The sequence below is a fragment of the Actinomycetota bacterium genome, assembly GCA_036280995.1.
Lineage (GTDB): Bacteria > Actinomycetota > CALGFH01 > CALGFH01 > CALGFH01 > CALGFH01.
Genome location: DASUPQ010000547.1, coordinates 1 through 21,665, shown reverse-complemented (window position 1 = coordinate 21,665; position 21,665 = coordinate 1). Strand labels below are relative to the sequence as shown.

Annotated in this window: 20 protein-coding genes; 8 read left to right on the top strand and 12 right to left on the bottom strand. The window is 76.4% G+C overall.

Annotated features, from left to right (window positions below; genetic code table 11):
* A partial coding sequence (locus VF468_18400; protein HEX5880261.1) for a nucleoside monophosphate kinase occupies window positions 1-451 on the top strand: 451 nt, incomplete at its 5' end.
* Between the two features lie 238 nt (window positions 452-689).
* Here the strand turns inward: VF468_18400 and VF468_18395 are convergent.
* Genes VF468_18395 through VF468_18360 form a run of 8 tightly spaced genes read right to left on the bottom strand, consistent with a single transcriptional unit; the run spans window position 690 to window position 10,725 of the window.
* A complete protein-coding gene (locus VF468_18395; protein ID HEX5880260.1) occupies window positions 690-1,718 on the bottom strand; it encodes a glycosyltransferase family 9 protein in 1,029 nt (342 codons plus the stop codon).
* Entirely contained in the window at window positions 1,709-2,422 is a 714-nt protein-coding gene (locus tag VF468_18390) for an SDR family oxidoreductase (protein HEX5880259.1), read from the bottom strand. Before VF468_18390 ends, VF468_18395 begins: the two co-directional genes overlap by 10 nt.
* Window positions 2,409-4,094, bottom strand: coding sequence for a PfkB family carbohydrate kinase (locus VF468_18385; protein ID HEX5880258.1), 1,686 nt, complete (start codon window positions 4,092-4,094; stop codon window positions 2,409-2,411). The genes VF468_18390 and VF468_18385 overlap by 14 nt, the downstream gene beginning before the upstream one ends.
* The gene (locus VF468_18380) at window positions 4,091-5,503 is read right to left on the bottom strand and encodes a glycosyltransferase (GenBank protein ID HEX5880257.1); all 1,413 of its coding nucleotides are present in this window, start codon (window positions 5,501-5,503) and stop codon (window positions 4,091-4,093) included. The genes VF468_18385 and VF468_18380 overlap by 4 nt, the downstream gene beginning before the upstream one ends.
* Window positions 5,500-6,459 (bottom strand): glycosyltransferase, encoded by a 960-nt coding sequence (locus VF468_18375; GenBank protein ID HEX5880256.1) that lies wholly within the window; start codon window positions 6,457-6,459, stop codon window positions 5,500-5,502. Before VF468_18375 ends, VF468_18380 begins: the two co-directional genes overlap by 4 nt.
* Entirely contained in the window at window positions 6,456-7,496 is a 1,041-nt protein-coding gene (locus VF468_18370; GenBank protein HEX5880255.1) for a glycosyltransferase family 9 protein, read from the bottom strand. The genes VF468_18375 and VF468_18370 overlap by 4 nt, the downstream gene beginning before the upstream one ends.
* Before the next feature lie 41 nt (window positions 7,497-7,537).
* A complete protein-coding gene (locus tag VF468_18365; GenBank protein HEX5880254.1) occupies window positions 7,538-9,088 on the bottom strand; it encodes an HAD-IIIA family hydrolase in 1,551 nt (516 codons plus the stop codon).
* The gene (locus tag VF468_18360; GenBank protein HEX5880253.1) at window positions 9,085-10,725 is read right to left on the bottom strand and encodes a carbamoyltransferase C-terminal domain-containing protein; all 1,641 of its coding nucleotides are present in this window, start codon (window positions 10,723-10,725) and stop codon (window positions 9,085-9,087) included. Before VF468_18360 ends, VF468_18365 begins: the two co-directional genes overlap by 4 nt.
* Before the next feature lie 196 nt (window positions 10,726-10,921).
* Between VF468_18360 and VF468_18355 the strand changes: the two genes are divergently transcribed.
* The 4 genes from VF468_18355 to VF468_18340 are packed head-to-tail and all read left to right on the top strand — an operon-like array spanning window position 10,922 to window position 13,740.
* Window positions 10,922-11,419: a MarR family winged helix-turn-helix transcriptional regulator gene (locus VF468_18355; protein ID HEX5880252.1), complete on the top strand. Its 498-nt coding sequence runs from the start codon at window positions 10,922-10,924 to the stop codon at window positions 11,417-11,419.
* A 10-nt stretch (window positions 11,420-11,429) separates the two neighbouring features.
* Window positions 11,430-12,662 (top strand): ATP-binding protein, encoded by a 1,233-nt coding sequence (locus VF468_18350; GenBank protein HEX5880251.1) that lies wholly within the window; start codon window positions 11,430-11,432, stop codon window positions 12,660-12,662.
* Window positions 12,663-12,678: 16 nt separating this feature from the next.
* On the top strand, window positions 12,679-13,299 hold the full coding sequence (locus VF468_18345; protein ID HEX5880250.1) for a response regulator transcription factor: 621 nt from the start codon (window positions 12,679-12,681) through the stop codon (window positions 13,297-13,299).
* Window positions 13,300-13,356: 57 nt separating this feature from the next.
* Window positions 13,357-13,740 carry a TraR/DksA C4-type zinc finger protein gene (locus tag VF468_18340; GenBank protein ID HEX5880249.1) on the top strand — a complete coding sequence of 128 codons (384 nt, stop codon included), beginning with the start codon at window positions 13,357-13,359 and terminating at the stop codon, window positions 13,738-13,740.
* A 64-nt stretch (window positions 13,741-13,804) separates the two neighbouring features.
* On the opposite strand, the gene VF468_18335 is transcribed toward VF468_18340, so the two are convergent.
* From VF468_18335 to VF468_18320, 4 genes are all read right to left on the bottom strand, one after another.
* A complete protein-coding gene (locus VF468_18335; GenBank protein ID HEX5880248.1) occupies window positions 13,805-14,464 on the bottom strand; it encodes a hypothetical protein in 660 nt (219 codons plus the stop codon).
* A 73-nt stretch (window positions 14,465-14,537) separates the two neighbouring features.
* Window positions 14,538-15,176: a response regulator transcription factor gene (locus tag VF468_18330; GenBank protein ID HEX5880247.1), complete on the bottom strand. Its 639-nt coding sequence runs from the start codon at window positions 15,174-15,176 to the stop codon at window positions 14,538-14,540.
* On the bottom strand, window positions 15,173-16,264 hold the full coding sequence (locus VF468_18325; protein HEX5880246.1) for a sensor histidine kinase: 1,092 nt from the start codon (window positions 16,262-16,264) through the stop codon (window positions 15,173-15,175). The genes VF468_18330 and VF468_18325 overlap by 4 nt, the downstream gene beginning before the upstream one ends.
* Window positions 16,265-16,453: 189 nt before the next feature.
* Window positions 16,454-17,827 carry a HAMP domain-containing sensor histidine kinase gene (locus VF468_18320; GenBank protein ID HEX5880245.1) on the bottom strand — a complete coding sequence of 458 codons (1,374 nt, stop codon included), beginning with the start codon at window positions 17,825-17,827 and terminating at the stop codon, window positions 16,454-16,456.
* Between VF468_18320 and VF468_18315 the strand changes: the two genes are divergently transcribed.
* The 3 genes from VF468_18315 to VF468_18305 all read left to right on the top strand — a co-directional run.
* On the top strand, window positions 17,727-19,715 hold the full coding sequence (locus VF468_18315; GenBank protein ID HEX5880244.1) for an AAA family ATPase: 1,989 nt from the start codon (window positions 17,727-17,729) through the stop codon (window positions 19,713-19,715). The genes VF468_18320 and VF468_18315 overlap by 101 nt on opposite strands.
* Window positions 19,716-19,724: 9 nt before the next feature.
* Window positions 19,725-21,368 carry an isovaleryl-CoA dehydrogenase gene (locus tag VF468_18310; GenBank protein HEX5880243.1) on the top strand — a complete coding sequence of 548 codons (1,644 nt, stop codon included), beginning with the start codon at window positions 19,725-19,727 and terminating at the stop codon, window positions 21,366-21,368.
* Between the two features lie 99 nt (window positions 21,369-21,467).
* The coding region (locus VF468_18305) for a hypothetical protein (GenBank protein HEX5880242.1) at window positions 21,468-21,665 on the top strand (198 nt) is incomplete at its 3' end.

Sequence of the window (21,665 nt, the reverse complement as noted above, 5' to 3'; positions counted from 1 at the left end):
GTTCATGGACCGGGGCGACCTGGTGCCCGACGAGGTGGTCATCGCCATGGTCATGGAGCGCCTGGCCTCCGACGACTGCGCCTCGGGGTTCGTGCTGGACGGCTTCCCCCGCACCGTCAACCAGGCCGAGGCCCTGGACCGCCAGCTCGCCGACCTGGGGACGCCCCTGCAGGCCGTGCTCTGCTTCGAGGCCGCCGAGGAGGAGCTGCTGCGGCGGCTGGCCGGGCGGGCGGCGGCCCAGCACCGGGCCGACGACGCCGAGCAGACGATCCGGCACCGCCTGGAGGTGTTCGCGATCAAGACCCGGCCCCTGATCGACTACTACCGCCACCGCCGCCTGCTCACCATGGTCGACGGCGTCGGCCTGGTCGAGGAGGTCACCGGCCGCATCCTCAGCGGCCTCCCCTCCACCAACGGCGGCCGCAACCCGGCCCTCGTCCTGGCCGTCTGACGCGCCGCCTGCTACCGCCCGCGGCGGCTGACGCGCCGCCCGCTATCGCCCGCGGCGGCTGACGCGCCCTTCCGCTGCCGCCCGGCGGTGGGCTGTGGACAGCCGCGAGCACCCCGTCCGGTCGCCGGTTACCCTCCCGTTCGGGGGCCCGGCACCCTGGGTTGGGACGACACGCGCCCTGGGCCGGGGAGGCTGGCGGATGGCGACGGCCCCTTCTCTCCCCGGGTCCCTACCGGGTCTACGCGACCCGGCCGCGGGCGGTTGCGCGGCCGGCGGGGCGGGGGGCGGCGGCCGCGGGGAGGTCGGCCAGGGCCTCGGTGACCTGGTCGACGTCGATGGCCAGGAGACCGGGGTCGGGTCGCTCGCCGTGGGGGTCGCCGCTGGTCCCGGCCCACAGGGGGCGGTGCCAGGGCCGGTCGGGGGGCGGGCCCCACAGGGCCGGGGAGGTGGGGCCGAACAGGACCACCGACGGAGTGCGCAGGGCGGTGGCCAGGTGGGCGACCCCGGTGTCGCCGCACACCACCCGGTCGGCGGCGGCGACCAGGCGGGCGATGGTGAGGACGCCGCCCTGGCCGGCCTGGACGGCGCTCTCCGGCAGGCCCGCCCGGTCGGCGACGTCGGCGGCCAGCTCGACCTCGGCCGGGCCGCCGGTCACGATCACCCGCCGCCCGCTGGCGACCTCGGACCGGGCGACCTCGGCGAACCGTTCGGGGGGCCAGCGCCGTGCCGGGCTGGCCGCGCCCGGGTGGATGAGGGTGGCGCCCTGGACTCCGTGGGGGATCGGGCCGGGCGGCAGCTCCAGGTCGAGCCGGGCCGGGTCGGCGGCGATGCCGCTCTCCTCGAGCAGGCGGCACCAGCGGGCCACCTCGTGCTCGTCGGGCCGCCAGCGCGGCCCCTGGGAGCTGGCCGGCACGGCCGGGTGGGCGAACGCGACCAGCCGCCGGGGCTCGGTGGCCAGCAGCAGGTCGGAGCTCTCGGGGCCCCGGCCGTGCAGGTTCACGGCCAGGCCGGCGCCGTGCAGGCGCCGGTGCAGCGGTCCGCCGAGGCCGTCGGCCGGGACCACCTCGTCGACCGCGCCCGAGGCCCGGGCCAGGGGGGCCAGGACGGCCGGGGTGGCCAGCAGCCGCGGATGCCGCGGAAAGGCGTCGGCCAGGGCCCGCAGGGCCGGGATGGCGGTGAGCAGGTCGCCAAGGCCGAGGGCGCGCAGCACCACCACGGCCGGGCGGGGCCGGGGCGCCTCGCGCAGGCCGGCCGGGGTCACGGCCACGACGACTCCGTCGACGGGGCCACCAGCAGCTCCCTGGCCTCGCAGCCGGGCGGCTGGCCGAGGGCGAACAGGACCGCCTGGGCGACGTCCTCGGGCCGGTTCAGCTTGGCGTCCGACGCCGGCTTGTACTGCTCAGGGCGGCCGTCGAAGAAGGCGGTGTGCATGCCGCCGGGGATCAGCAGGGTGACGCCGACCCGGCCGGCCAGCTCGGCGGCCAGGGCCCGGGTGAAGCCGACCACGCCGAACTTGGAGGCGCAGTAGGCGGTGGCGTCGGGCAGGGCGCGCAGGCCGAGGGTGGAGGCGACGGTGACCACCTTGCCGCCGCCGCGCTCCAGGTGGGGGAGGGCGGCCCGGACGACGGCGGCCGTGCCCAGCAGGTTGACGGCCACCACCCGCTCCCAGGCGTCGGCGGGGACGCTGTCAAGGGGGCCGCAGGCGTCGACCCCGGCGGCGGTCACGACCGCGTCGAGCCCGCCCCGGCGCCCGGCGGCCCGGTCGACGGCGGCGGCGGCGGCGCGGCCGTCGGCCAGGTCGACCAGCTCGTGGTCGACCTCGAAGGGCGGGGTGACCAGGTCGAGCACGTACGGGCGCCCGCCGGCGTCGCGGACGGCCAGGGCGACGGCCGCGCCCAGGCCGGATGCCCCGCCGGTCACCAGGACCGTGCCCGGCCGGCGGTCCTGCACCGGCCCGTCAGTGGCTGTCACGTCGGACGACCTCCTTCATCAACTGCGTGGTCGAGCGGCCTTCGAGGTAGGGGAGCACGACGGCCTGGCCGCCCCAGCTGGCCAGCAGGGCCGCCTCCGGCAGGTCGGCCAGGGCGTAGTCGCCGCCCTTGGCGAACACGTCGGGCCGCAGCCGCTGCAGAACCGCCTCCGGGGTCCGCTCGTCGAAGGGCACGACCGCGTCCACGCAGCCGAGCGCCTCCAGCACCGCGACCCGATCCGCCTCCGGAACCAGGGGGCGTTCCAGGCCCTTGAGCCGGCGTACCGAGTCGTCGGAGTTCAGACACACTACCAGACAGTCCCCCAGCGCCCGCGCCGCCCGCAGCGTGGCCACATGGCCGGCGTGCAGCAGATCGAAGCACCCGCCGGTGGCGACCACGGTCCCGCCCTGGGCCCGCACGACCCCGATCAGGTCCAGGGCCCGTTCCATCGGGGAGCCGCCAGCGGGGGAGGCGCCCGTGGGGGAGGCGCCCGTGGGGGAGGCGCCCGTGGGGGAGCCGCCCGTGGGCGGCGGGTCGGGGCTGTGGACAGCCGCGAGCACGCCGCTCCCGGCTCGGCCACGCTCCCCCACCGGGGGGCCAGGCAGCGACGGCCGGGGTTTCGGCGCGCCCGGTCGACCCATGTTCAGGCCGACTTGACCAATGTCCAGGTCGACGGTGGCCGCGCCGCCGGTGGCGACGAAGGCGGTGGCGGCCGCGACCGCGCCCGCGACCGCCTCCGATGGGAGGGCGCCGTCGGCGAGCAGGCCGGCCGCGGCGGCGGCGAACCGGTCGCCGGCGCCGCAGGGGTCGCCCCCGGCGGCCGCCGGGGCGGGCACGACCAGCGGCGCGCCGGCCCCCTCGACCAGCAGGGCGCCTCCGGCGCCGAGGGTGACGGCGACCCCGGCGACCGCCCACCGCCCGGCCAGCGCCCGTGCCCTGGCCGTCACCGCGGCCAGGCCGTCGCCGGCCACCTCGGGGGCGAACCCGGCCGCCTCGGCCCGGTTCGGCGTGGCCAGCCGCGCCCCGGGCACGGGCGCCGGACCGCGAGGATGCGGGTCCCAGACCAACGGCGTTCGCGCCGGCAGCCCGGCCAGCGCCTCCCGCACCCCAGGTTCCGCGGCCACACCCCGCCCGTAGTCGGCCACCAGCGCCGCCGCCGCCCCGCCAAGGGCGCCACGCCCCTCCCGCCCCAGCGGCCCGACCACTCCCGGCCGCCCACCCCGGTCAACCCGCAGCAGCGACCGCCCACCGGCCCGGACCCGGATCTTCTCCGGCGTCTCCCCGGTCAGCCCCAGGTCGACCACCTCCACCCCGGCCCGTTCCAGCAGCGCCCGCAGCACCACCCCCGCCTCGTCCGCGGCCAGCGCCGTAACCAGCACCACCTCCCGCCCCTCCCACGCGGCCAGGGTCGCCGCCAGCGCCGCCCCCCCGGCCCGCCGCCGCTCCGCCGGATCATCCACCACCGGCACCGGCGCATCCGGCGCCAGCCGCTCCGCCCGCCCGTCGAGATCCCGGTCGAGCAGCGCATCCCCCACCACCACCAGCGGGCCCCGCCTCCGCGGGCGATGGGTCGCCCACGACCGGGTCACCGGCGTGGGGTCGCGGCCCATCAGTGCGGGGTCGTAGGTCACCGGAGCGGGGTCGCGGCTCACCGGTGCCGGGTCGCGGCTCACCGGGGTCCCCTCCCCGACTGCCGCTTCGGCGCACGCGCGAACCCGGCCCCCGGTTGCGAGGCCCCCCGGAGGGGGAGCGTAGCCGACCCGGAACTGGGATGCTCGCGGCTGTCCACCACCCCGGCGGGGCGGCCGGCGCGCCCGGCGGGCAGGCCGGTGGGGCGGCCACCGGGCAGGCCGGCCGGGTGGCCACCGGGAAGGTCGGCGGGGCGACCGGCGACCAAGCCGGCGGGGAGGCCGGCGTAGACCTCGAGGGTGCCGCGGGCGATGCGGTCCCAGCCGTAGCGGCGGCGGGCGCGGCGGGCGCCGGCCGCGCCGAGGGCGGCTCGGCGGGGTGGGTCGGCCAGGAGGGCGGCGAGGGTCGCGGCCAGGACCGCGGGTCGCCGGGGTGGGACGTGGGCGCCGGTGACACCGTCGACGACGGTGTCGACCAGCCCACCGACGGCCGAGGCGACCACCGGGACGCCGCAGGCCATCGCCTCGAGGGGCACGATCCCGAACGGCTCGTACCAGGGCACGTTCACCACCAGGTCGGCCGAGCGGTAGAGGGCGGGGAGGTCGGCGCGCCCGACCCGGCCGAGCAGCCGGACCCGCCCGGCCACCCCGGCCCGCTCGGCCAGGGCCAGCAGGCGCCGTGCCTCGGGGTCGCCGGCCAGCTCCGCGGCGGGCGGGCCTCCGGCCACGACCAGCTCGGCCCCCGGGAGCCTGGCCATGGCGGCGACCACGTCGCCGATGCCCTTGCGCTCGACGAGCCGGCTGACCACGAGCAGGCGGTGTCGGCCGGCGGGCCGTGGCGCGACGGGCCCGTCGGTCCGGAACAGCTCCAGGTCGACCCCGCAGGGCACGACCGCGATCCGGCGCAGGTCGGCGCCCATCCTGACCAGCTCGAACACCTCGTCCGAGCAGGTGGCGACGATCCGGTCGGCGTCCCTGGCCACCGCCGCCTCGTCGGCCAGCCGGCCCGGCGGGCTGGTGTCCCTGGCGCCCTGGTGGCGCCGCTTGACCACCCCGAGGGCGTGGAAGGTCTGGACCACCGGCATCCCCAGCGGCCGCGCGGCGGCCAGCGCCGCCTGGCCCGACATCCAGAAGTGGGCGTGGACCACGTCCGGCGGGTCGTCGCGGAAGGACCGGCGCAGCCGGGCCGCGAACTCGCCCATGTGGGGCGGGAGGTCGTCCTTGGGGATCGGCCGGGCCGGCCCGGCGTCGACGTGCTCGACGGTCACCCCGGGGGCCGCGACCACCCGCCTGGGCAGGCCGGGGTCGTCCCGCCGGGTGTGGACCACGACCTCGACCCCGCGCCTGGCCAGCGCGGCCGAGAGCGCGGCCACGTGCACGTTCTGCCCACCGGCGTCGGCGCCGCCGAGCACGGCCAGAGGGCTGGCGTGCTCGCTCACCATCGCGACCCTCATCGGTCGCGCACCTCCTCCAGCAACGCGTCCCACTCGCCCAGGAACCGCTCCAGCCCGTAGCGCTCGGTGGCGGCGACCCGGGCGGCCTTGCCCATCAGCCGGGCCTGCTCGGGGTCGGCCACCAGCCGCCTGGCCGCGTCGGCCAGGGCCTCGACCCGGGTCGAGATGACCCCGGCCTCGGGCGGCACCGCCTCCACGACCTCGGTGGTGGCCAGCGCCACCACCGGCATCCCCAGGTGCATGGCTTCCAGCAGCGACAGCCCGAGGGAGGTCCAGCGCACCGGGTGCAGGTACAGCCGCCGCCTGGCCATCTCGGCGTGCAGCCGGTCCTGGGCCAGGTCGGCCACCGACCGCACTCCCGGCGTCCCGGCGAGCCGCTCCGACCCCATCCCGAACAGGTCGAGCGGCACCGCCGCCCCCAGCCGCGCCAGCAGGTCGGTCCCGGTCACCCGGGCGCGCCGCCCGGCCTCGTTGACCACCACCGCGGCCGCGGGCACCTCCCCGCTGTAGCGCTCGCCAGGGTCGACGATGCCGTGCTCGATCACCCGGGTGGGGGTGCTCCCGCAGTCCCAGAACAGGTCGTTGAAGTGGGTGACGTGCACGACCACCAGCTCGTCCCGATCGGCGGCGACGTGGCGCAGCTCGTTGATCCGCCCCTGGGGGGCGTTGTGCTCCAGGTAGACCGCGGGCACCTCCCGCCCCGGCCGCCGCCGCCCGAGCCACTCCTCGGCGAGCCCACCCAGCTCGTGCGGCCGCTGGAGCACGACCACGTCGACCTCGGCCGCGGCCGCCTCCTCCCTGGTCACCTCCACCGCCGACGCCGGCCACGACCAGGTCCGGGCCCGCCCCAGCCCGTCCGGCCCCCGGTCCGGGGTCACCGGGATCAGGTACTCGTGCCGCCCCTGCACGAACGCGGTCGTCCACGACCCGTGGACATGCCACAGCAGCACCCTCACCCCGTCACCCCCTCGACAGCCCGCACGGCCGCCAGCTGGTCGACCGCGGCCACGACCCCTTCGACCGGCACCCCGTCGAGGCAGGGATGGCCCGGCACCGGGCAGACCCGGGCCCGCGACCCCGCGCAGGCCGCCAGCTGGTCGCCCAGCAGCACCTGCGGCACCCCCCAGGGCCGCCAGCGCACGGCCGGCACCACCGGCGAGAACAGCGACACCACGGGCGTCCCCACCGCCGCCGCCAGGTGGGCCGGCCCGGTGTTGCCGACCACCACCACCTCGGCCCCGGCCAGCACCTCGGCCAACCCGGCCAGGTCGACCCGCCCGCCCAGGTCGACCACCCCGGACCGGCCCCCGGCGACCGTCGCGGTCAGCCGCCGCTCGCCGGCGTCGCCGGTCACCACCACCCGCCGCCCGGCGGCGACCAGCGCCCCGACCAGCGCCGCGTGCCGCTCCGGGGCCCACGCCCGCGCCGGCACCGACGCCCCCGGATGGACGACCACATAGGGCCCGTCCCCCAGGTCGGGCAGGCCGGCCGGTGGATCCCGCCGTACCGCCAGCCGCCCGTCGTCCCCGTCCGCCAGCCGGTACCCGAGGGCCGCGGCCAGCGACAGCCCCCGCTCGACCTCGTGCAGGTCGTCGTCCACCCGGTGGCGCACGTCCAGCAGCGACCCCGGGTAGTCGACGCTGATGGCCGCGATCGTCGGCACCCCGGCCATCCGCAGCAGCAGCGCCAGCGGCAGCGGGCTCTGGTGGAACGAGGTCAGCACCAGCGCCTGGTCGACCTCCAGGTCCACGAGCCGGTCCACCAGCTCGTCCACCTCCGCCCTGGTCACCGGCCGCGGCGCCGCGTCGATCCAGGCCGCATGGGCGACCACGACCTGGTCGACCCCGGGCAGCAGCGCCCCCGCGGCCCGCCCCCGCGGCCCGCACAGCAGCGTCACCCGTTCCGCCCCCGCCGCCACGGCCCGCACCGCGGGCCCGGCCAGCAGCACGTCCCCGACGCTGTCCTGCCTGGCCACCAGGACGTGACGACCCATCGGGGCACCCCCCTGGGGTTCCCCGAACCCCTCCGGCCGGCTCATCGTCGCCCCTCCGCGGGACCGAGCAGCAGCTCGACCGCCGCCACCAGGTCGGCGGCCACCTCCGGGGCGGCGGCCACCTCCTCCTCCCGGGTCACCGCCGTCGGCACCAGCACCGCCCGCGCCCCCGCGGCCCGCGCCGCCTCCACGTCGGCCCCGATGTCCCCGATGACCACGCAGTCCCGCGCGTCGACCCCCAGCGCCCCCGCCGCCGCCTCGATCAACCCCGGCCCCGGCTTCCGGCACCGGCACCCGTCCCCCGGCCCGTGCAGGCACACCATCCACGGCCCCAGCGGCCCCAGCAGCTCCTCGACCCGCCGGTTGACCGCCTCCACCTGCTCGACCCGCAGCAGCCCCCGGCCGACCCCGCTCTGGTTCGACACCACCGCCGTCGGCACCCCGGCCCCCCGCAGCCGCTCCACCGCCTCCCGGGCCCCCGGCATCACCACCACCCGCCCGGGATCCCCGTTGTAGGGAACGTCCGCCACCAGGGTCCCGTCCCGGTCGAACAACACCGCCGCCGGAGGAGCGGAGGGCCGGGGCGCCCGCGACCGGTCGGCCAGCAGCCACGGCAGCCGCACCCACCCCCGGAGCCAGTGCCAGGTCGCCACCGGCGGCAGCAACAGGCTGGTCACAGCCATGCCGGTGGCTTCCCCCGGGTTCCGAGGCCCAGGAACGATGCGCGCCAGCGCCAGCTCCACGGTCCCGGCCAGCCACCCAAGGCCGGCCGCGCCCGCAACCCACCGCCAGGCGGCCCCCCCGGAGGTTGGGCCACCACGGCGAGCGAACAACAGCCCCCCGACCCCCACGACCCCCAGCCCCGTGACCACCAGATGCCAAGGCCGCCGCCCCCGCGGCACCCCGGCCGCCTCCCGCCACCCGCGCCCGTGCAGCCCTCGCATGAGGGCGTCGTCCGCGTTCCCGGCCTGGAGCCGCAGGCTGACCAGCCATCCCGCCGCCCGCACCGGGTGCGAGACCACCCGCGTACCGGTGACGATCCGGTACCCGGCGCGGACCACCCGCAGCCCCAGGTCGGCGTCCTCCCGGTAGGCCCGCGGGAACCGCTCGTCGAACCCGCCGGCGCGGGCGAGCACGTCCCGCCGGTAGGCCATGTCGGCCGTGGCCCAGCGGGCCGTCTCCAGCCCCCGGACGTTCCGCTCCCAGTCGGTCGGCCGCCGCCCGGCCGGCATGGGGACCCGCACCCGGCCCTGGCTCGCGGCCACGTCGTCCGGCAGGCCCTCCAGGTCGCGGGCCAGCGCCTCGGACCACCCGGGCTCCGGGACCACGTCGTCGTCCAGGAACGCCACCCACCCCGCCGTCGCCCGCCGCCAGCCGAGATTGCGCGCCGCCGCCGGCCCAGCCGCCCGGCCCGGGACCACCTCGACCTCAATCCCGCCACCCTCGGGGAGCGGCAGTGGCCCCGTCCGGTCGCCCCGGTCGTCGACGACCAGCACCCGTCCCGGCGCCGGCCCGGTCCCCTCGGCCAGGGCCGTCAGCAGCCGCCGGAGGCTGTCCCGCCCCACCGTGGGAACGACCACGTCGAAGGTCATGGCCGGGTGAAGGCGGCCCGCCGGACCAGGAACGGCCCGAGGGCGAGGACGTCGACCGGAGCCGACCCGAAGCACTCGAGGGCGTCGCGGGGGTCGTCGACCATGGGCCGGCCGGCCGTGTTGAGGCTGGTGTTGACCACCACCGGCACCCCGGTGCGGCGCTCGACCGCCTCCAGCAGGCGCGCCACCAGCGGCTCGTCGGCCGGGTCGACGGTCTGGATGCGGGCGCTGCCGTCGACGTGGACGACGGCCGGGATGCGCTCGCGCCAGGCCGGCCGCACCCGGTGGGTGAACAGCATGTAGGGGCTGGGCATGGGGCCCTCGAAGATGTCGCCGGCCAGGTCGGCCAGGACCATGGGCGCCACCGGGCGGAACTGCTCGCGGCCCTTGACGTCGTTGAGCCGCTCCAGGTTGGCCGCCCTGGTGGCGTTGGCGAGCAGGCTGCGGTGCCCGAGGGCGCGCGGCCCGTACTCGCTGCGGCCCTGGAACCAGGCCACCACCCCGTCGGCGGCGATCACCTCGGCCACGGCGTCGGCCAGGTCGGGCGGGCGCTCGTAGGCGACCCGGGCCGTGGCCAGCCAGGCGGCCAGCTCGTCGTCGGTCCAGCCCCGCCCGAGGGCGGCGGTGGGCATGGGCGCGACCCGGTCGCCGAGGGCGTGGGCGACGTGCATGGCGGCGCCGAGGGCGGTGCCGGCGTCGCCGGCGGCCGGCTGGACCCAGATGCGCTGGAACGGCCCCTGCTCGGCCAGGACCGAGTTGGCCACGCAGTTGAGCGCGACCCCGCCGGCCATGGTCAGGTCGCGGTCGCCGGTCTGGGCGTGCAGCCAGCGGACCAGCTCCAGCAGCACCTCCTGGAGGCGGAGCTGGACGCTGGCGGCCAGGTCGGCGTGCTCGCCGGTCCACTCCTCGTGCTTGGCGCGCCGCTTGGCCAGGGTGTCAAGCTCGATCGGGGCCACGGTGAAGCCGCCGTCGCCGGTGACCCGGACCGCCTCGCGCAGCTCCCGGAGGTAGGCGGGCTTCCCGTAGGCGGCCAGGGCCATGACCTTGTACTCGTCGGAGGAGCGCCGGAACCCGAGGTGGTCGGTGATCTCCTCGTAGAGCAGGCCGAGGGAGTGGGGGAGGCGCTGGGCGGCCAGGATCTCGAGGTCGCCGTCGACCGAGCGCCCGGCCAGGTGGGAGGCGGCCTCGCCGCGGCCGTCGAGCACCAGCACGCTCGAGCTGGGGTAGGGGGCGGCCAGGTGGGCCGAGGCGGCGTGGGCCACGTGGTGGGGGACGTAGCGGACGCTCGCCGGGTCGAGCCCGGGCAGGGCGGCGCGCAGGAACATCGGGGCCCGCTCGGCATAGAGGGTGCGCAGCCCCTCCCAGCCGTCGCCGGTCACGTCGGGGCCGGCCGGCGGGGCCAGGGCCGGGTCGTAGGAGTAGGCGACGGCGTCCAGGTCCTCGGGTGACAGGCCGGCCTCGGCCAGGCACCAGGCGGCCGACTGCTCGGGCAGCTCCCAGGTGGCGAACGGGACCGGCAGCTTGCCGTGCTTGCGCCGGGTGAAGCGCTCCTCCTCGGCCGCGGCCACCACCTGGCCGTCGACCACCAGGGCGGCGGCCGGATCGTGGAACACCGCGTTCACACCAAGGACGCGCATCTTGTGATCCTTTGCACAATCGGCGGGCGCAGGTATCCATCGGGCCCCTGCTTGTCTTGCCGCTTCTCTTCGGGGAGGGGACGAGTATCCCGGTCCTGGAGAACCAAACAACCTGTGTGGAATTTGGTTCTTCTGGGCTACTCCAGATCGCGCGTTGCTGACGGTCGGTGCCTGGACGACCACTTACAATGGGTGGATGCCGGCCCGACCCGATCCTGCGCAGCTGGCTGCCTGGCGCCTGCTGCTGGAGGCCCACGCCACCGTCACCGAGCTGCTCGAGCGTGAACTGGTGGACGAGCGCGGCCTGCCCCTGAGCCGCTACGACGTGCTCCTCAACCTCTCCGAGGCCCCGGGGGGCCGGCTGCGCATGCAGGAGCTGTCGGCCTCGGTCCTGCTCTCCAAGAGCGGGCTGTCGCGCCTGGTCGACCGGATGGTGGAGGCCGGGCTGGTCCGCCGCGAGCGCTGCGAGGACGACCGCCGCGGGTGGTTCGCGGTCCTCACCGACCAGGGCCGCAGCGCCCTGCGCCGTGCCGCCCCGATCCACCTGCGTGGCATCCACGAGCACTTCACCCGCCACCTGGCGCCCGACGAGGTCCAGGCCATGACCGCCGCCCTGAGCAGGGTGGTGGCCGCGGCCCGGGCCTCGGCGACCGCGGGCGAGGCCGAGGAGCCGGTCGCCGCGCCCCTGGGCTAGGCTCCTCCCCGTGAGCGATGCGGGGCGGATCCCGTCGGAGGCCGAGCGCGGCCAGGCGGTGCTGTCGCTCGGGATCCTGGCGTTCCGATGGGTGAGCCTGGCCTGGATGGTGGTGCTGGCCCTGACCGCCGGGGAGCTGCGCCGCCCCGCGCTGGCCTGGGCCACGATCGCCGCGCTGGCCGCCTGGACGGGGTGGCTGACGGTGGCCCGCCCACCGCCGGCCTGGCCCGTGCTGGCGGCCGACCTGGCCCTGGCCGCCGCCGTCAACCTGGTCGCCGGGCTGGTCATGCCGGCGGCCACCGTTGGCGAGCGACCGTGGTTCGCCGCCGGCTACCCGGTGGCGGCCGCCGTCACCTGGGGGGCGGCCCGGGGCGTTGGCGGCGGCGTGGCCGCCGGGCTGGTGCTGGGCGCGTCGCTGGTCGCCGGCCAACTCGCCAACGGCATCGACCTGGCCGCCGAGGAGCCGGCGGTTCTGCTCGACCTGGCCGGCGGGACGCTGAACTTCGTGCTCGCCGGCGGGGCCGTCGGCCTGGTGGCGCGCCTGCTGGAGCGGTCGGCGGGCCAGCTCCGCCAGGCCACCGAGGAGACCATCCGGGCCCGCGAGCGGGCGGCCCGGCTGGCCGAGCGGGAGTCGCTGGCCCGCCAGATCCACGACTCGGTGCTCCAGGCCCTGGCCCTGGTCCACAAGCGCGGCCGGGAGCTGGCCGGCGCCGGGCCGGTCCCGGCCGACCAGGTGGCCGGGCTGGCCGAGATGGCCGCCGGCCAGGAGCGGGCCCTGCGCTCGCTGATCCTGCGCGAGCCCGCCGCCGCCGAGACGCCGGCCGGGGCCGCCTCGCTGCGGGCGGCGCTGGAGGCGCTCGCCGGGGCCGAGCCGTCGCTGCCGGTGACCGTGGGGGCCACCGGCGCCCTGTGGCTGCCGGCGGGCCATGTCGAGGAGCTGGCCGCGGCCGTCCGCCAGGCCCTCGACAACGTGGTCGAGCACGCCGGCGCCTCCCGGGTGGCGCTGTTCGCCGAGGAGGACGGCGGCGGGGTCGTGCTCACCGTCCGCGACGACGGTCGCGGCTTCGCCTACGACGAGCGGCGGCTGCTCGCCGAGGGCAAGATCGGCCTGGCCAAGAGCGTCAAGGGCCGGGTCGAGCAGCTCGGCGGCACCATGCGGGTGGCCAGCCGGCCCGGGGCCGGCACCGAGATCGAGCTGCGCGTACCCATTCCCCCCACCGCGGAGGACGAGCGTGACAGCTGAGGACAAGGTCCGGGTGATGGTGGTCGACGACCATCCGATGTGGCGCGACGGGGTCCGGGCCGACCTGGAGGCGTCGGGACGGGTCGAGGTGGTGGCCGAGGCCGCCGACGGCGGCGACGCCATCGAGCGGGCCCGCGAGGCCATGCCCGAGCTCGTCCTGATGGACCTGAACCTGCCGACGGTCCCCGGGGTGGAGGCGATCCGCCGCATCGTCGAGGAGTCCCCGCACGTCAAGGTGCTGGTCCTGTCGGCCTCGGCCGAGGAGGCCGACGTGCTCGAGGCGGTCAAGGTCGGGGCCAGCGGCTACCTGCTCAAGAGCGCCACCGCGGCCGAGCTGGTGGACGCGGTGGTCCGGGTGCGCGCCGGGGAGCCGGCCTTCTCCCCGACGCTGGCCGCCCTGGTCCTTGGCGAGTTCCGGCGCATGAGCGGGACCACCGAGCCGGGCCTGACGCCCCGCGAGACCGAGGTCCTGCGACTGGTGGCCAAGGGCTACACCTACAGGGAGATCGCCGACCAGCTGTTCCTGAGCGTCAAGACCGTCCAGAACCACGTCCAGAACATCCTCACCAAGCTCCAGCTCTCCAGGCGCTACGAGCTGATGCGCTACGCCATCCGCCGCGGCCTCGACCGGTCCTGATCGGAGAAGGCTGGTAGCGTCTCCGCGGACCAGACGACGTGGAGCACCGGAGGACTCATGGACAAGGCCACGGCCAGGAGGCGGCTCGAGGAGGAGCGAACCCGGCTCCAGGGGATCCGCGACGACCTCCATCGCGAGCGGGACGAGGCGGTCTCCGACACCGGCGGGGAGCTGTCGAGCTTCGACCAGCATCCCGGCGACAGCGGCACCGAGACCTTCGAGATGGAGAAGAACGTCTCCCTGCTGGAGCAGGTGGACGACGAGCTGCGGGAGATCGAGGCCGCCTTCCAGCGCCTGGAGCAGGGCACCTATGGCACCTGCCAGGCCTGCGGGCGCCCGATCGGCGACGAGCGGCTGGAGGCGATGCCGGCAGCCCGGTTCTGCATCGAGGACCAGGCAAAGGCCGAACGCGAGGCCGGATATCCCGGCCCGCGTCAATGACCAGTTGCGCGCCTGCTGCTTTCTTGTCGCCCAGCTCCGGGGCCTGCCGCCGCGGTAGGAGGCCCTAGAACTCCCGCGTGCGGGAGTTGAGCGGCGAGCCGACCCGCTGGCGCTGCTTGATCACCTTCTGCCAGTCGTTGGGGCGGGCCTCGACGTGGAAGGAGGCGCCCGGGGGGGAGCCGCCGATGCGCAGCAGGCGCAGCTCGACCCCGAAGAAGCGCACCTCGTCGTCGCCGTGCTGATTGAGCCAGTCGAGCACCGCCCGGTGCTCCTCGCCGATGCGGGTGGTGATCCAGACCACCGCCGAGACATCGAGGCCGGCCGCGAAGGTGATCATCTGGCCGAGGTGCAGGTGGTCGCTCGGCTCCAGGTGGCTCATGATGGCGACCCGCCGCCCGCGGTCGGTCTGGGCGAGCAGGTCGGCGGTGAAGGAGCCGACCCCGACGTCGCGCCCGACCTCGCGCAGGCCGCTGACGCCCAGCTCCTTGGCCAGCCGGTCCAGGTTGGCCGACAGCCAGTCCGAGAAGGCGGGCCCCTCGAACACGGTCGAGGGGTCGACCTCCTCGATCTCGGCCAGCTGGACGGCCGTGGCCGGGGTGGCCGCGAAGCTGCCTCGGGAACGGTCCAGGTCGGCGGCGGCCGCGTTGCGTTCGGCCCGGCTGGAGCGGGTCGGGGTGGCCGTCTCCGACCCGCCGGTGGATGCGGTGACGTCTGACTGGGTCACGCCGGATCCTTTCCCTCTCGAAGCATGACCGGGACAGCCTGGTCCAGCGGCGCAGCGCGGGTCAAATCGCTCGCTAGCGAGTGCGGCGGGGGAGGGTGATGATGCCGCGCTCCAGGGCGGCGACCACGGCGGCGGTGCGGTCGTCCACGCCCAGCTTGGCGAAGGTGTGCAGCAGGTGGGTCTTGACCGTGGCCTCGCTGATGAACAGGGCGGCGGCGATGTCGGCGTTGCTGAACCCGCGGGCGACCAGCTCCAGGACCTCGACCTCGCGGGAGGTGAGCGCCTCCTCGGCCGGCCGGCGCATCCGGCTGACCAGCCGGGTGGCCACCGTCGGGGCCAGCACCGTCTCGCCCCGGGCGGCGGCCCGGATGGCGGGGAACAGCCGCTCCCTCGGGGTGTCCTTGAGCAGGTAGCCGGTGGCCCCGGCCTCGACCGCCCGCAGGATGTCCGCGTCGGCGTCGAAGGTGGTGAGGACCAGCACCCGGGTCCCGGGGAAGCGGGCGGCGATCTCGGCCGTGGCCGTGGCCCCGTCCATCTCCGGCATCTGGAGGTCCATGAGGACCACGTCGGGCCGTTCCCGCTCGGTCACCGCCACCGCCTCGGCCCCGGAGGCGGCCTCGCCCACCACCTCGAAGTCGGCCTCGCCGGCCAGCATGCCCCGCAGCCCGTCCCGGACCACCGGGTGGTCGTCGGCGATCAGCAGGCGGATCACTCCGACGGCACCGTGACGGCGATGGTGGTGCCCCGGCCGGGGGCGCTCTCGACGGCCAGCCGGCCTCCAAGGGCCTCGACCCGCTCGCGCATGCCCCGCAGGCCGAGGCCGCCGTTGGGACCGAAACCGTCGGCCGTCGGGGTGAAGCCGTCCCCGTCGTCACGCACGTCCAGGGCGGCCTCGCCGTCCATGTAGGACAGGGTGACGGCCACCCGGCCGGCGCGGGCGTGGCGGCTCACGTTGGCCAGGGCCTCCTGGGTGACCCGGAGCAGGGTGACCTCGGCGTCGGCGCTGAGCGGCGCCGGCGTCCCGGTGACGGTGGCCGTCGCCACCATGCCGGTCTCCTCGGCCAGCCGGCCCGCCAGCCGGCCAATGGCCTCACCCAGCGGCGCCGCCAGCGCCTCGGGCCGCAGGTCCCAGACCAGCCGCCGGGCCTCGGCCAGGTTGTCCCGGGCCGTCCGGCGGGCCCGCTCCAGGTGGCCGCGGGCCGCCTCGGCCCCGTCGGGCAGCTCGGCCTCGGCCGCCTGGAGCTGCAGGACGATGCTGACGAAGCCCTGGGCCAGCGTGTCGTGGATGTCGCGGGCCAGGCGCTGGCGCTCGGCCAGGCGGCCGCCCTCGCGCTCGGCCGCGGCCAGCTCGCTGCGGGTCGTCTCCAGCTCCTCGATCAGCTCCCGCCGCTCGTAGCTCTGCTCGATGATGCGGGTGATCCAGATGGCGAACAGGCTGCCGAACACCACCGAGATCAGGCCGCCCACGATCGCCCCGGGGTTCTCCCACAGCGGCCGGCCCGTCTCCAGCACCTCCCGCCAGACGACCGACATGCTGAGGGCGAACGCCGCCGGGATGGCCAGGGAGAGCCGCAGGTGGCGGAAGACCTGCGGGTACAGGACGAGCAGGAGCGTGAAGAAGGCGGGATGGATGCCGGCCAGCACGAACCAGGTCCCCAGCAGCCCGGCCAGGTAGACCAGGACCAGCAGCGGCCGCTGCTCGTCGATCCCGAGCCGCCGGAACGCGAGCTGCCAGGCCGCCATGAGCACGCTCAGCCCGGCCAGGGCCCAGCGCTCCCCGGCGGTCGCCGGGTCGAGCACGGCCAGGACCAGGGTCAGGGCGAGCAGGCCGTAGAGGGCGGCGTCCCAGACCCACCCGTACTGGTCCCAGGCGTCGACCCCGCGCTCGCGCTCGCAGTCCAGCCGGCCGCTCCTCTCGTGGCCACCTCTCCGGACCGATGGTACGAGAGGCCGCGGCGGCGGGGGAGCGCCGGACGGTGGATCGGCCGGTCAGCCGTTCGGCTGATGGCGGGCCCCGACGGCCGCCGGCTCCGGGCCGGGCGCGTCGTCGGCCGGGACGGACAGGACGGCCGGGATCACGATCGTGAAGGTGACCAGGCCGTCGGCGGACTCCACCTCGACGGTGCCTCCGTAGGACTCGACCAGGCGCCGGACGATGTGCAGCCCCAGGCCGACCCCGGAGGCGCTGCGGGTCAGCGAGGAGTCGAGCTGGACGAACGGCTCGAAGACGCGCTCGCGGTCGGCGGCGGTGATCGGCGGGCCGGTGTTGGTGACGGACACGGCCAGCATGGCCGGGCCGACCGGCCGCGCCGCCACCCGGACCGTGGTCAGCGGGGTGGCGTACTTGAGGGCGTTGCCGAGCAGGTTGACCATGACCAGGCGCAGGGCCTCGGCCGGCATGGCCACCTCCCGGGCGGCCAGGAGGTCGACCTGGAGGTCGAGCCGCTCCCGGCCGGGCACGTCCTCGAGGTCCTCGACCACCGCGCCCACGACCCCGCGCAGGTCGGCGGCGGCGCTGCCGTCCTGCTGGATGACCTTGGAGGAGTAGACCAGGTTGTCGACCACCCGCTGGAGCCGGCGGGCCTCGCGCAGGATCCGGCCCAGGTGCTCCTTGCGCTGCTCCGCGCTCAGCCGGTGGTCGCGCGTGAGCAGCAGCTCGCCGAACCCGAGGATGCCGGTGAGCGGGGTGCGCAGCTCGTGGGAGACGACGTTGTAGAGCTCGTCCTTGAGGCGCTGGGACTGCTGCAGCTCGCGGACCACGGCCCGCTGGCCGTCGTAGAGCTGCTGGAAGGAGCGCTCGGCCTCGGCCCGGCTGTCCTCGTTGAGGCGCCAGTTGGCCAGGTTGGCGGTGGCCGTGGCCAGGATCAGCAGCTCGCCGACGGCCGCCCGCAGCCACGGGCTGGACCAGGTGTCGGCCGCCGGCCAGATGCCGAGGGACTCCAGCACCGCCGACACCACCGCGTAGACGGCCACGAAGCCGACCGCGATCAGGAAGGGGAAGCCGTCCTGGTAGAGCATGACCAGGGCGATCGTGACGAAGAAATGGAAGGCGAGCTCGACCGTGCCCCCGCCCATGCCGACGAGCACGCAGGACGCCGACAGCAGCCCGACGGTGGCCAGGGCCGAGCGCCAGCGGCGCCCGCCCCAGGGGGCGGTGGCCAGGGCCGCCGAGGCGGCGACGACCACGATCCCGGAGGCGGCGTCCGGGCCGTCGTGGGCGATGAACGCCACCGCGACCAGGGCGGGCACGTGCAGCCAGAGGATGAACAGGATCGCGCGGTGGCGGCCCTGCCAGACGTCGTCGGGAAGGGAGCGGCCTTGGGGGAGGGTGCCGCGAACCCGGGTGAGCAACCGCAACGCCACCTCGAACTCTCCTTGCCATGGCGACGCCAAGCCCGGCGGAGCCTACGATGCGGTACGTCCCCGATCACGCGCAGTCTTTTGCAGCTTCCCTACGCAAATGTACCCGGGCGGGGTGGGCGAACCGGTGTCCAACCGGCGATTGGCACGTACCGGGAAATCTCAACTACATTTCCGCCGTGTCGAGGTGGAGCGGAACGTGATCCTGAAAACGGCGGTGGTTCGGAGATTCCGGAGCATCGAACATTCGGGGACTGTCCGTTTCGAGCCGGACGTGACCTGCCTGGTCGGCAAGAACGAGAGCGGCAAGACCGCCTTCCTGGAGGCCCTCCACCAGGCCAACCCGTTCGGCGGGCCGGGCCGCGGGTTCGACGAGCTGCGCGACTACCCGCGCCGCCTGCGCGGGCGCGACCGGGCCCAGATCGCCGGCACGGCTCCGATCTCGGCTGCCTTCGAGCTCGACGAGGCCGACCTGGAGGCGGTGGCCCGGCGGATCGGGCCCGACGCGCTCGGCGCCAAGGAGCTGACCGTCGAGCGGGCCTACTCGGGGCAGCGCCGGCTGCTGGTCGGCGACGACGAGGCCGCCGGCGAGCTGGCCGCCGAGCTCACCTCGCGGCTGCCCCGCCTGCTGTACTTCGACGGCTACAGCGTGCTCCCGGGCCGGGTCTCGATCCCGCGGCTCCAGGCGACCGCCGAGGACGCCCTCCAGCCGGGGGAGCGGACCGCCCTGGCCCTGCTGCGGCTGGCCGGGGTGGCCGCCGACGAGTTCGCCGAGTCCGAGTACGAGGTCCGCAAGGCCGCCCTGGAGAGCGCCGCCACCACGGTGAGCGAGGAGGTCTTCCGCTACTGGAGCCAGAACCCGGAGCTGACCGTCGAGCTCGACCTGGACTTCCGCGAGGCCGGCCAGAACGGCCAGGGCGGCCCGCCCTTCCTCGACGTCCGCATCCGCAACCAGCGTCACCGGGTGACGACCAACTTCGGCGAGCGCTCGGGCGGGTTCGTCTGGTTCTTCTCGTTCGTGGCCGCCTTCTCGGAGCTGCGCGACGCCGAAGGGCTGGTCCTGCTGCTGGACGAGCCCGGCCTCGGGCTCCACGCCGCCGGCCAGGCCGACCTGCTCCGCTACCTGGAAGAGCAGCTCGCCGGCGACCACCAGGTCGTCTACACCACCCACTCGCCGTTCATGGTCGACGCGACCCGGCCCCACCGGGTCCGCACCGTCGAGGACGTGGAGGGGGAGGGGACCCGGATCCGCGAGGGCACGGGGGCGGGGGCGACCAGCCGCGACACCGTCCTGCCCCTCTCCGGGGCGCTGGCCACCGCCGTGCTCGAGGGTCTCGGGGCCGGCCCCCGCACCCTGCTCGTCGGCGGCGTCCCCGACCTCGTCTACCTCGAGGTGATGAGCGGCTACCTGCGCGAAGGGGGGCGCCGGGGCCTCGACCCGGCCTGGCGGGTGCTGCCCACCGGCGGGCTCGCCGGCCTGCCCCTGCTGGCCGCCCTGCTGGGCGCGCCGCTGGAGGCGGCCGTGCTGCTGGAGGTCGGCGCCGGCCACCCCGGCGTCCGGGCCCTGGCCGAGCAGGGGGTGGTGCTGCCAGAGCGGCTGCTGGCCCTGACCGAGCTGACCGGCCAGAGCGAGGCCGGGCTCGAGGACCTGTTCGACGAGGCCTTCTACCTGCACCTGCTGGCCGCGACCGGGACCGAGGGGCTCGACCCGGCCGAGCTGGCCGGCGAGGGCTCGATCGTGCGGCGGGTCGAGCGGGCCACCGGCATGGCCCTTGACCGCTACCGCCCGGCCCGCCACCTCCTGCACCAGCAGCAGCGGCTGCTGCCGGCCATCGGCCGCGAGCCCCTGCACCGCTTCGCCAGGCTGTTCGCCACCCTGGACGAGCTGTAGCCTGGGGCTGTGCCGCCCACCCACGAGGTGCTGAACCAGCCGCCGCCGCTGGCCGGCTACGACCTCTACGACGCCGACCCGGTGCTGGCGGAGGCGCTGCACCGGGAGGGGGCCGGCTGGGCCACCGAGCGGGTCCGGGCCCTCGGCGTCCTGGCCGGCACCCCGGAGGCGATCGCCTGGGCCGCGGCGGCCGACGCCAGCCCGCCGGTGCTGCGCACCCACGACCGCTACGGCCGCCGCGTCGACGAGGTCGGGTTCCACCCGGCCTGGCACCGGCTGCTGGGCACGGCGGTCTCCCACGGCCTGCACGCCAGCCCCTGGCGCGACCCGCGGCCGGGCGCGCAGGTGGCCAGGGCGGCCGGGTTCCACCTCTGGAGCCAGGTCGAGGCCGGCCACGGCTGCCCGGTCAGCATGACCTTCGCGGCCGTGCCCGCCCTGCGGGCCAGCCCCGAGCTGGCCGCGGTCTGGGAGCCGAAGCTGACCACGCTCGCCTACGACCCGGTCCTGGCGCCGGTCGCGGGCAAGGCGGGGGCGCTGTGCGGCATGGCCATGACCGAGAAGCAGGGCGGCAGCGACGTCCGGGCCAACACCACCAGGGCGGCCCCGGCCGGGGACGGCGAGTGGCGGCTCACCGGGCACAAGTGGTTCTGCTCGGCCCCGATGAGCGACGCCTTCCTGGTCCTGGCCCAGGCGCCGGCCGGGCTGAGCTGCTTCCTGGTCCCGCGGGTGCTCCCCGACGGCGGGCGCAACGGCTTCCATCTCCAGCGGCTCAAGGACAAGCTCGGCAACCGGGCCAACGCCTCGGCCGAGGTCGAGCTGGACGGCGCCACCGGCTGGCTGGTCGGCGAGCCGGGCCGGGGCCTGGCCGCCATCCTGGAGATGGTCAACCACACCCGGCTGGACTGCGTGGTCGGGTCGGCGGCCCTGATGCGCCAGGCGGTCGCCCAGGCGGCCCACCACGCCGCCCACCGCAGCGCGTTCGGGCGCCGGCTGGCCGACCAGCCGCTGATGGCCAACGTCCTGGCCGACCTGGCGGTCGAGTCGGAGGCGGCCACGCTGCTGGCCATGCGGGTGGCGGGCGCGTTCGACCGGGCGGCCCGCGACCCGGCCGAGGCGGCCCTGCGCCGGCTGGCCACGGCGATGGCCAAGTACTGGGTGTGCAAGCGCGCCCCGGCGGTGGCCGCCGAGGCGCTGGAGTGCCTGGGCGGCAACGGGTACGTGGAGGAGAGCGGCATGCCCCGGCTGTACCGGGAGGCGCCGCTCAACTCCATCTGGGAGGGCGCCGGCAACATCAACAGCCTGGACGTCCTGCGGGTCCTGGCCAGGCAGCCCGACGGCCTGGCGGCACTGCTGGACGAGGTCGCGCCGGCCCGGGCGGCCGAGCCGCGGCTGGACCGGGCCGCGGCCGCGGTCGAGCGGGAGCTGGCCGCCGCCGCCGACCCGGTCGGGCTCCAGGCGGGCGCCCGCCGGCTGGTCGAGCGGCTGGCCGTGCTCCTCCAGGGGGCGCTGCTGGTCCGCCACGGCCACCCGGCGGTGGCCGACGCCTTCTGCGCCTCCCGGGTCGCCGGCGACGGCGGGGTCGCGTTCGGCACCCTGCCGTCCGGCCTCGACCTGCCGGCCATCGTCGACCGGGCCACCCCCAAGGTGGGCTGAGCGGGAACGGAACCGTTACCCGGCCGAGACGGCGCGGGAACGGTCGCTCTGGTACGACTGGACATGACAGCGGAACGCGGACCGTCCGGAGGTGGGACGTTGGCAGGCAGCGGGCGCAGCAGGCGGAGCGGGGCCACCCTGGTGGCGGCCGCGCTGGCCGCGACCCTGCTCCTGGCCGCCTGCGACACCGGCGCGAACGAGCCCGCCCAGGCCGCCCAGGGCTCGCCGACCCCGGCCGCGCCGACCACCGAGACCCCCACCCCCGAGGCACCGGCGACCACCGCCGCGCCCACCACC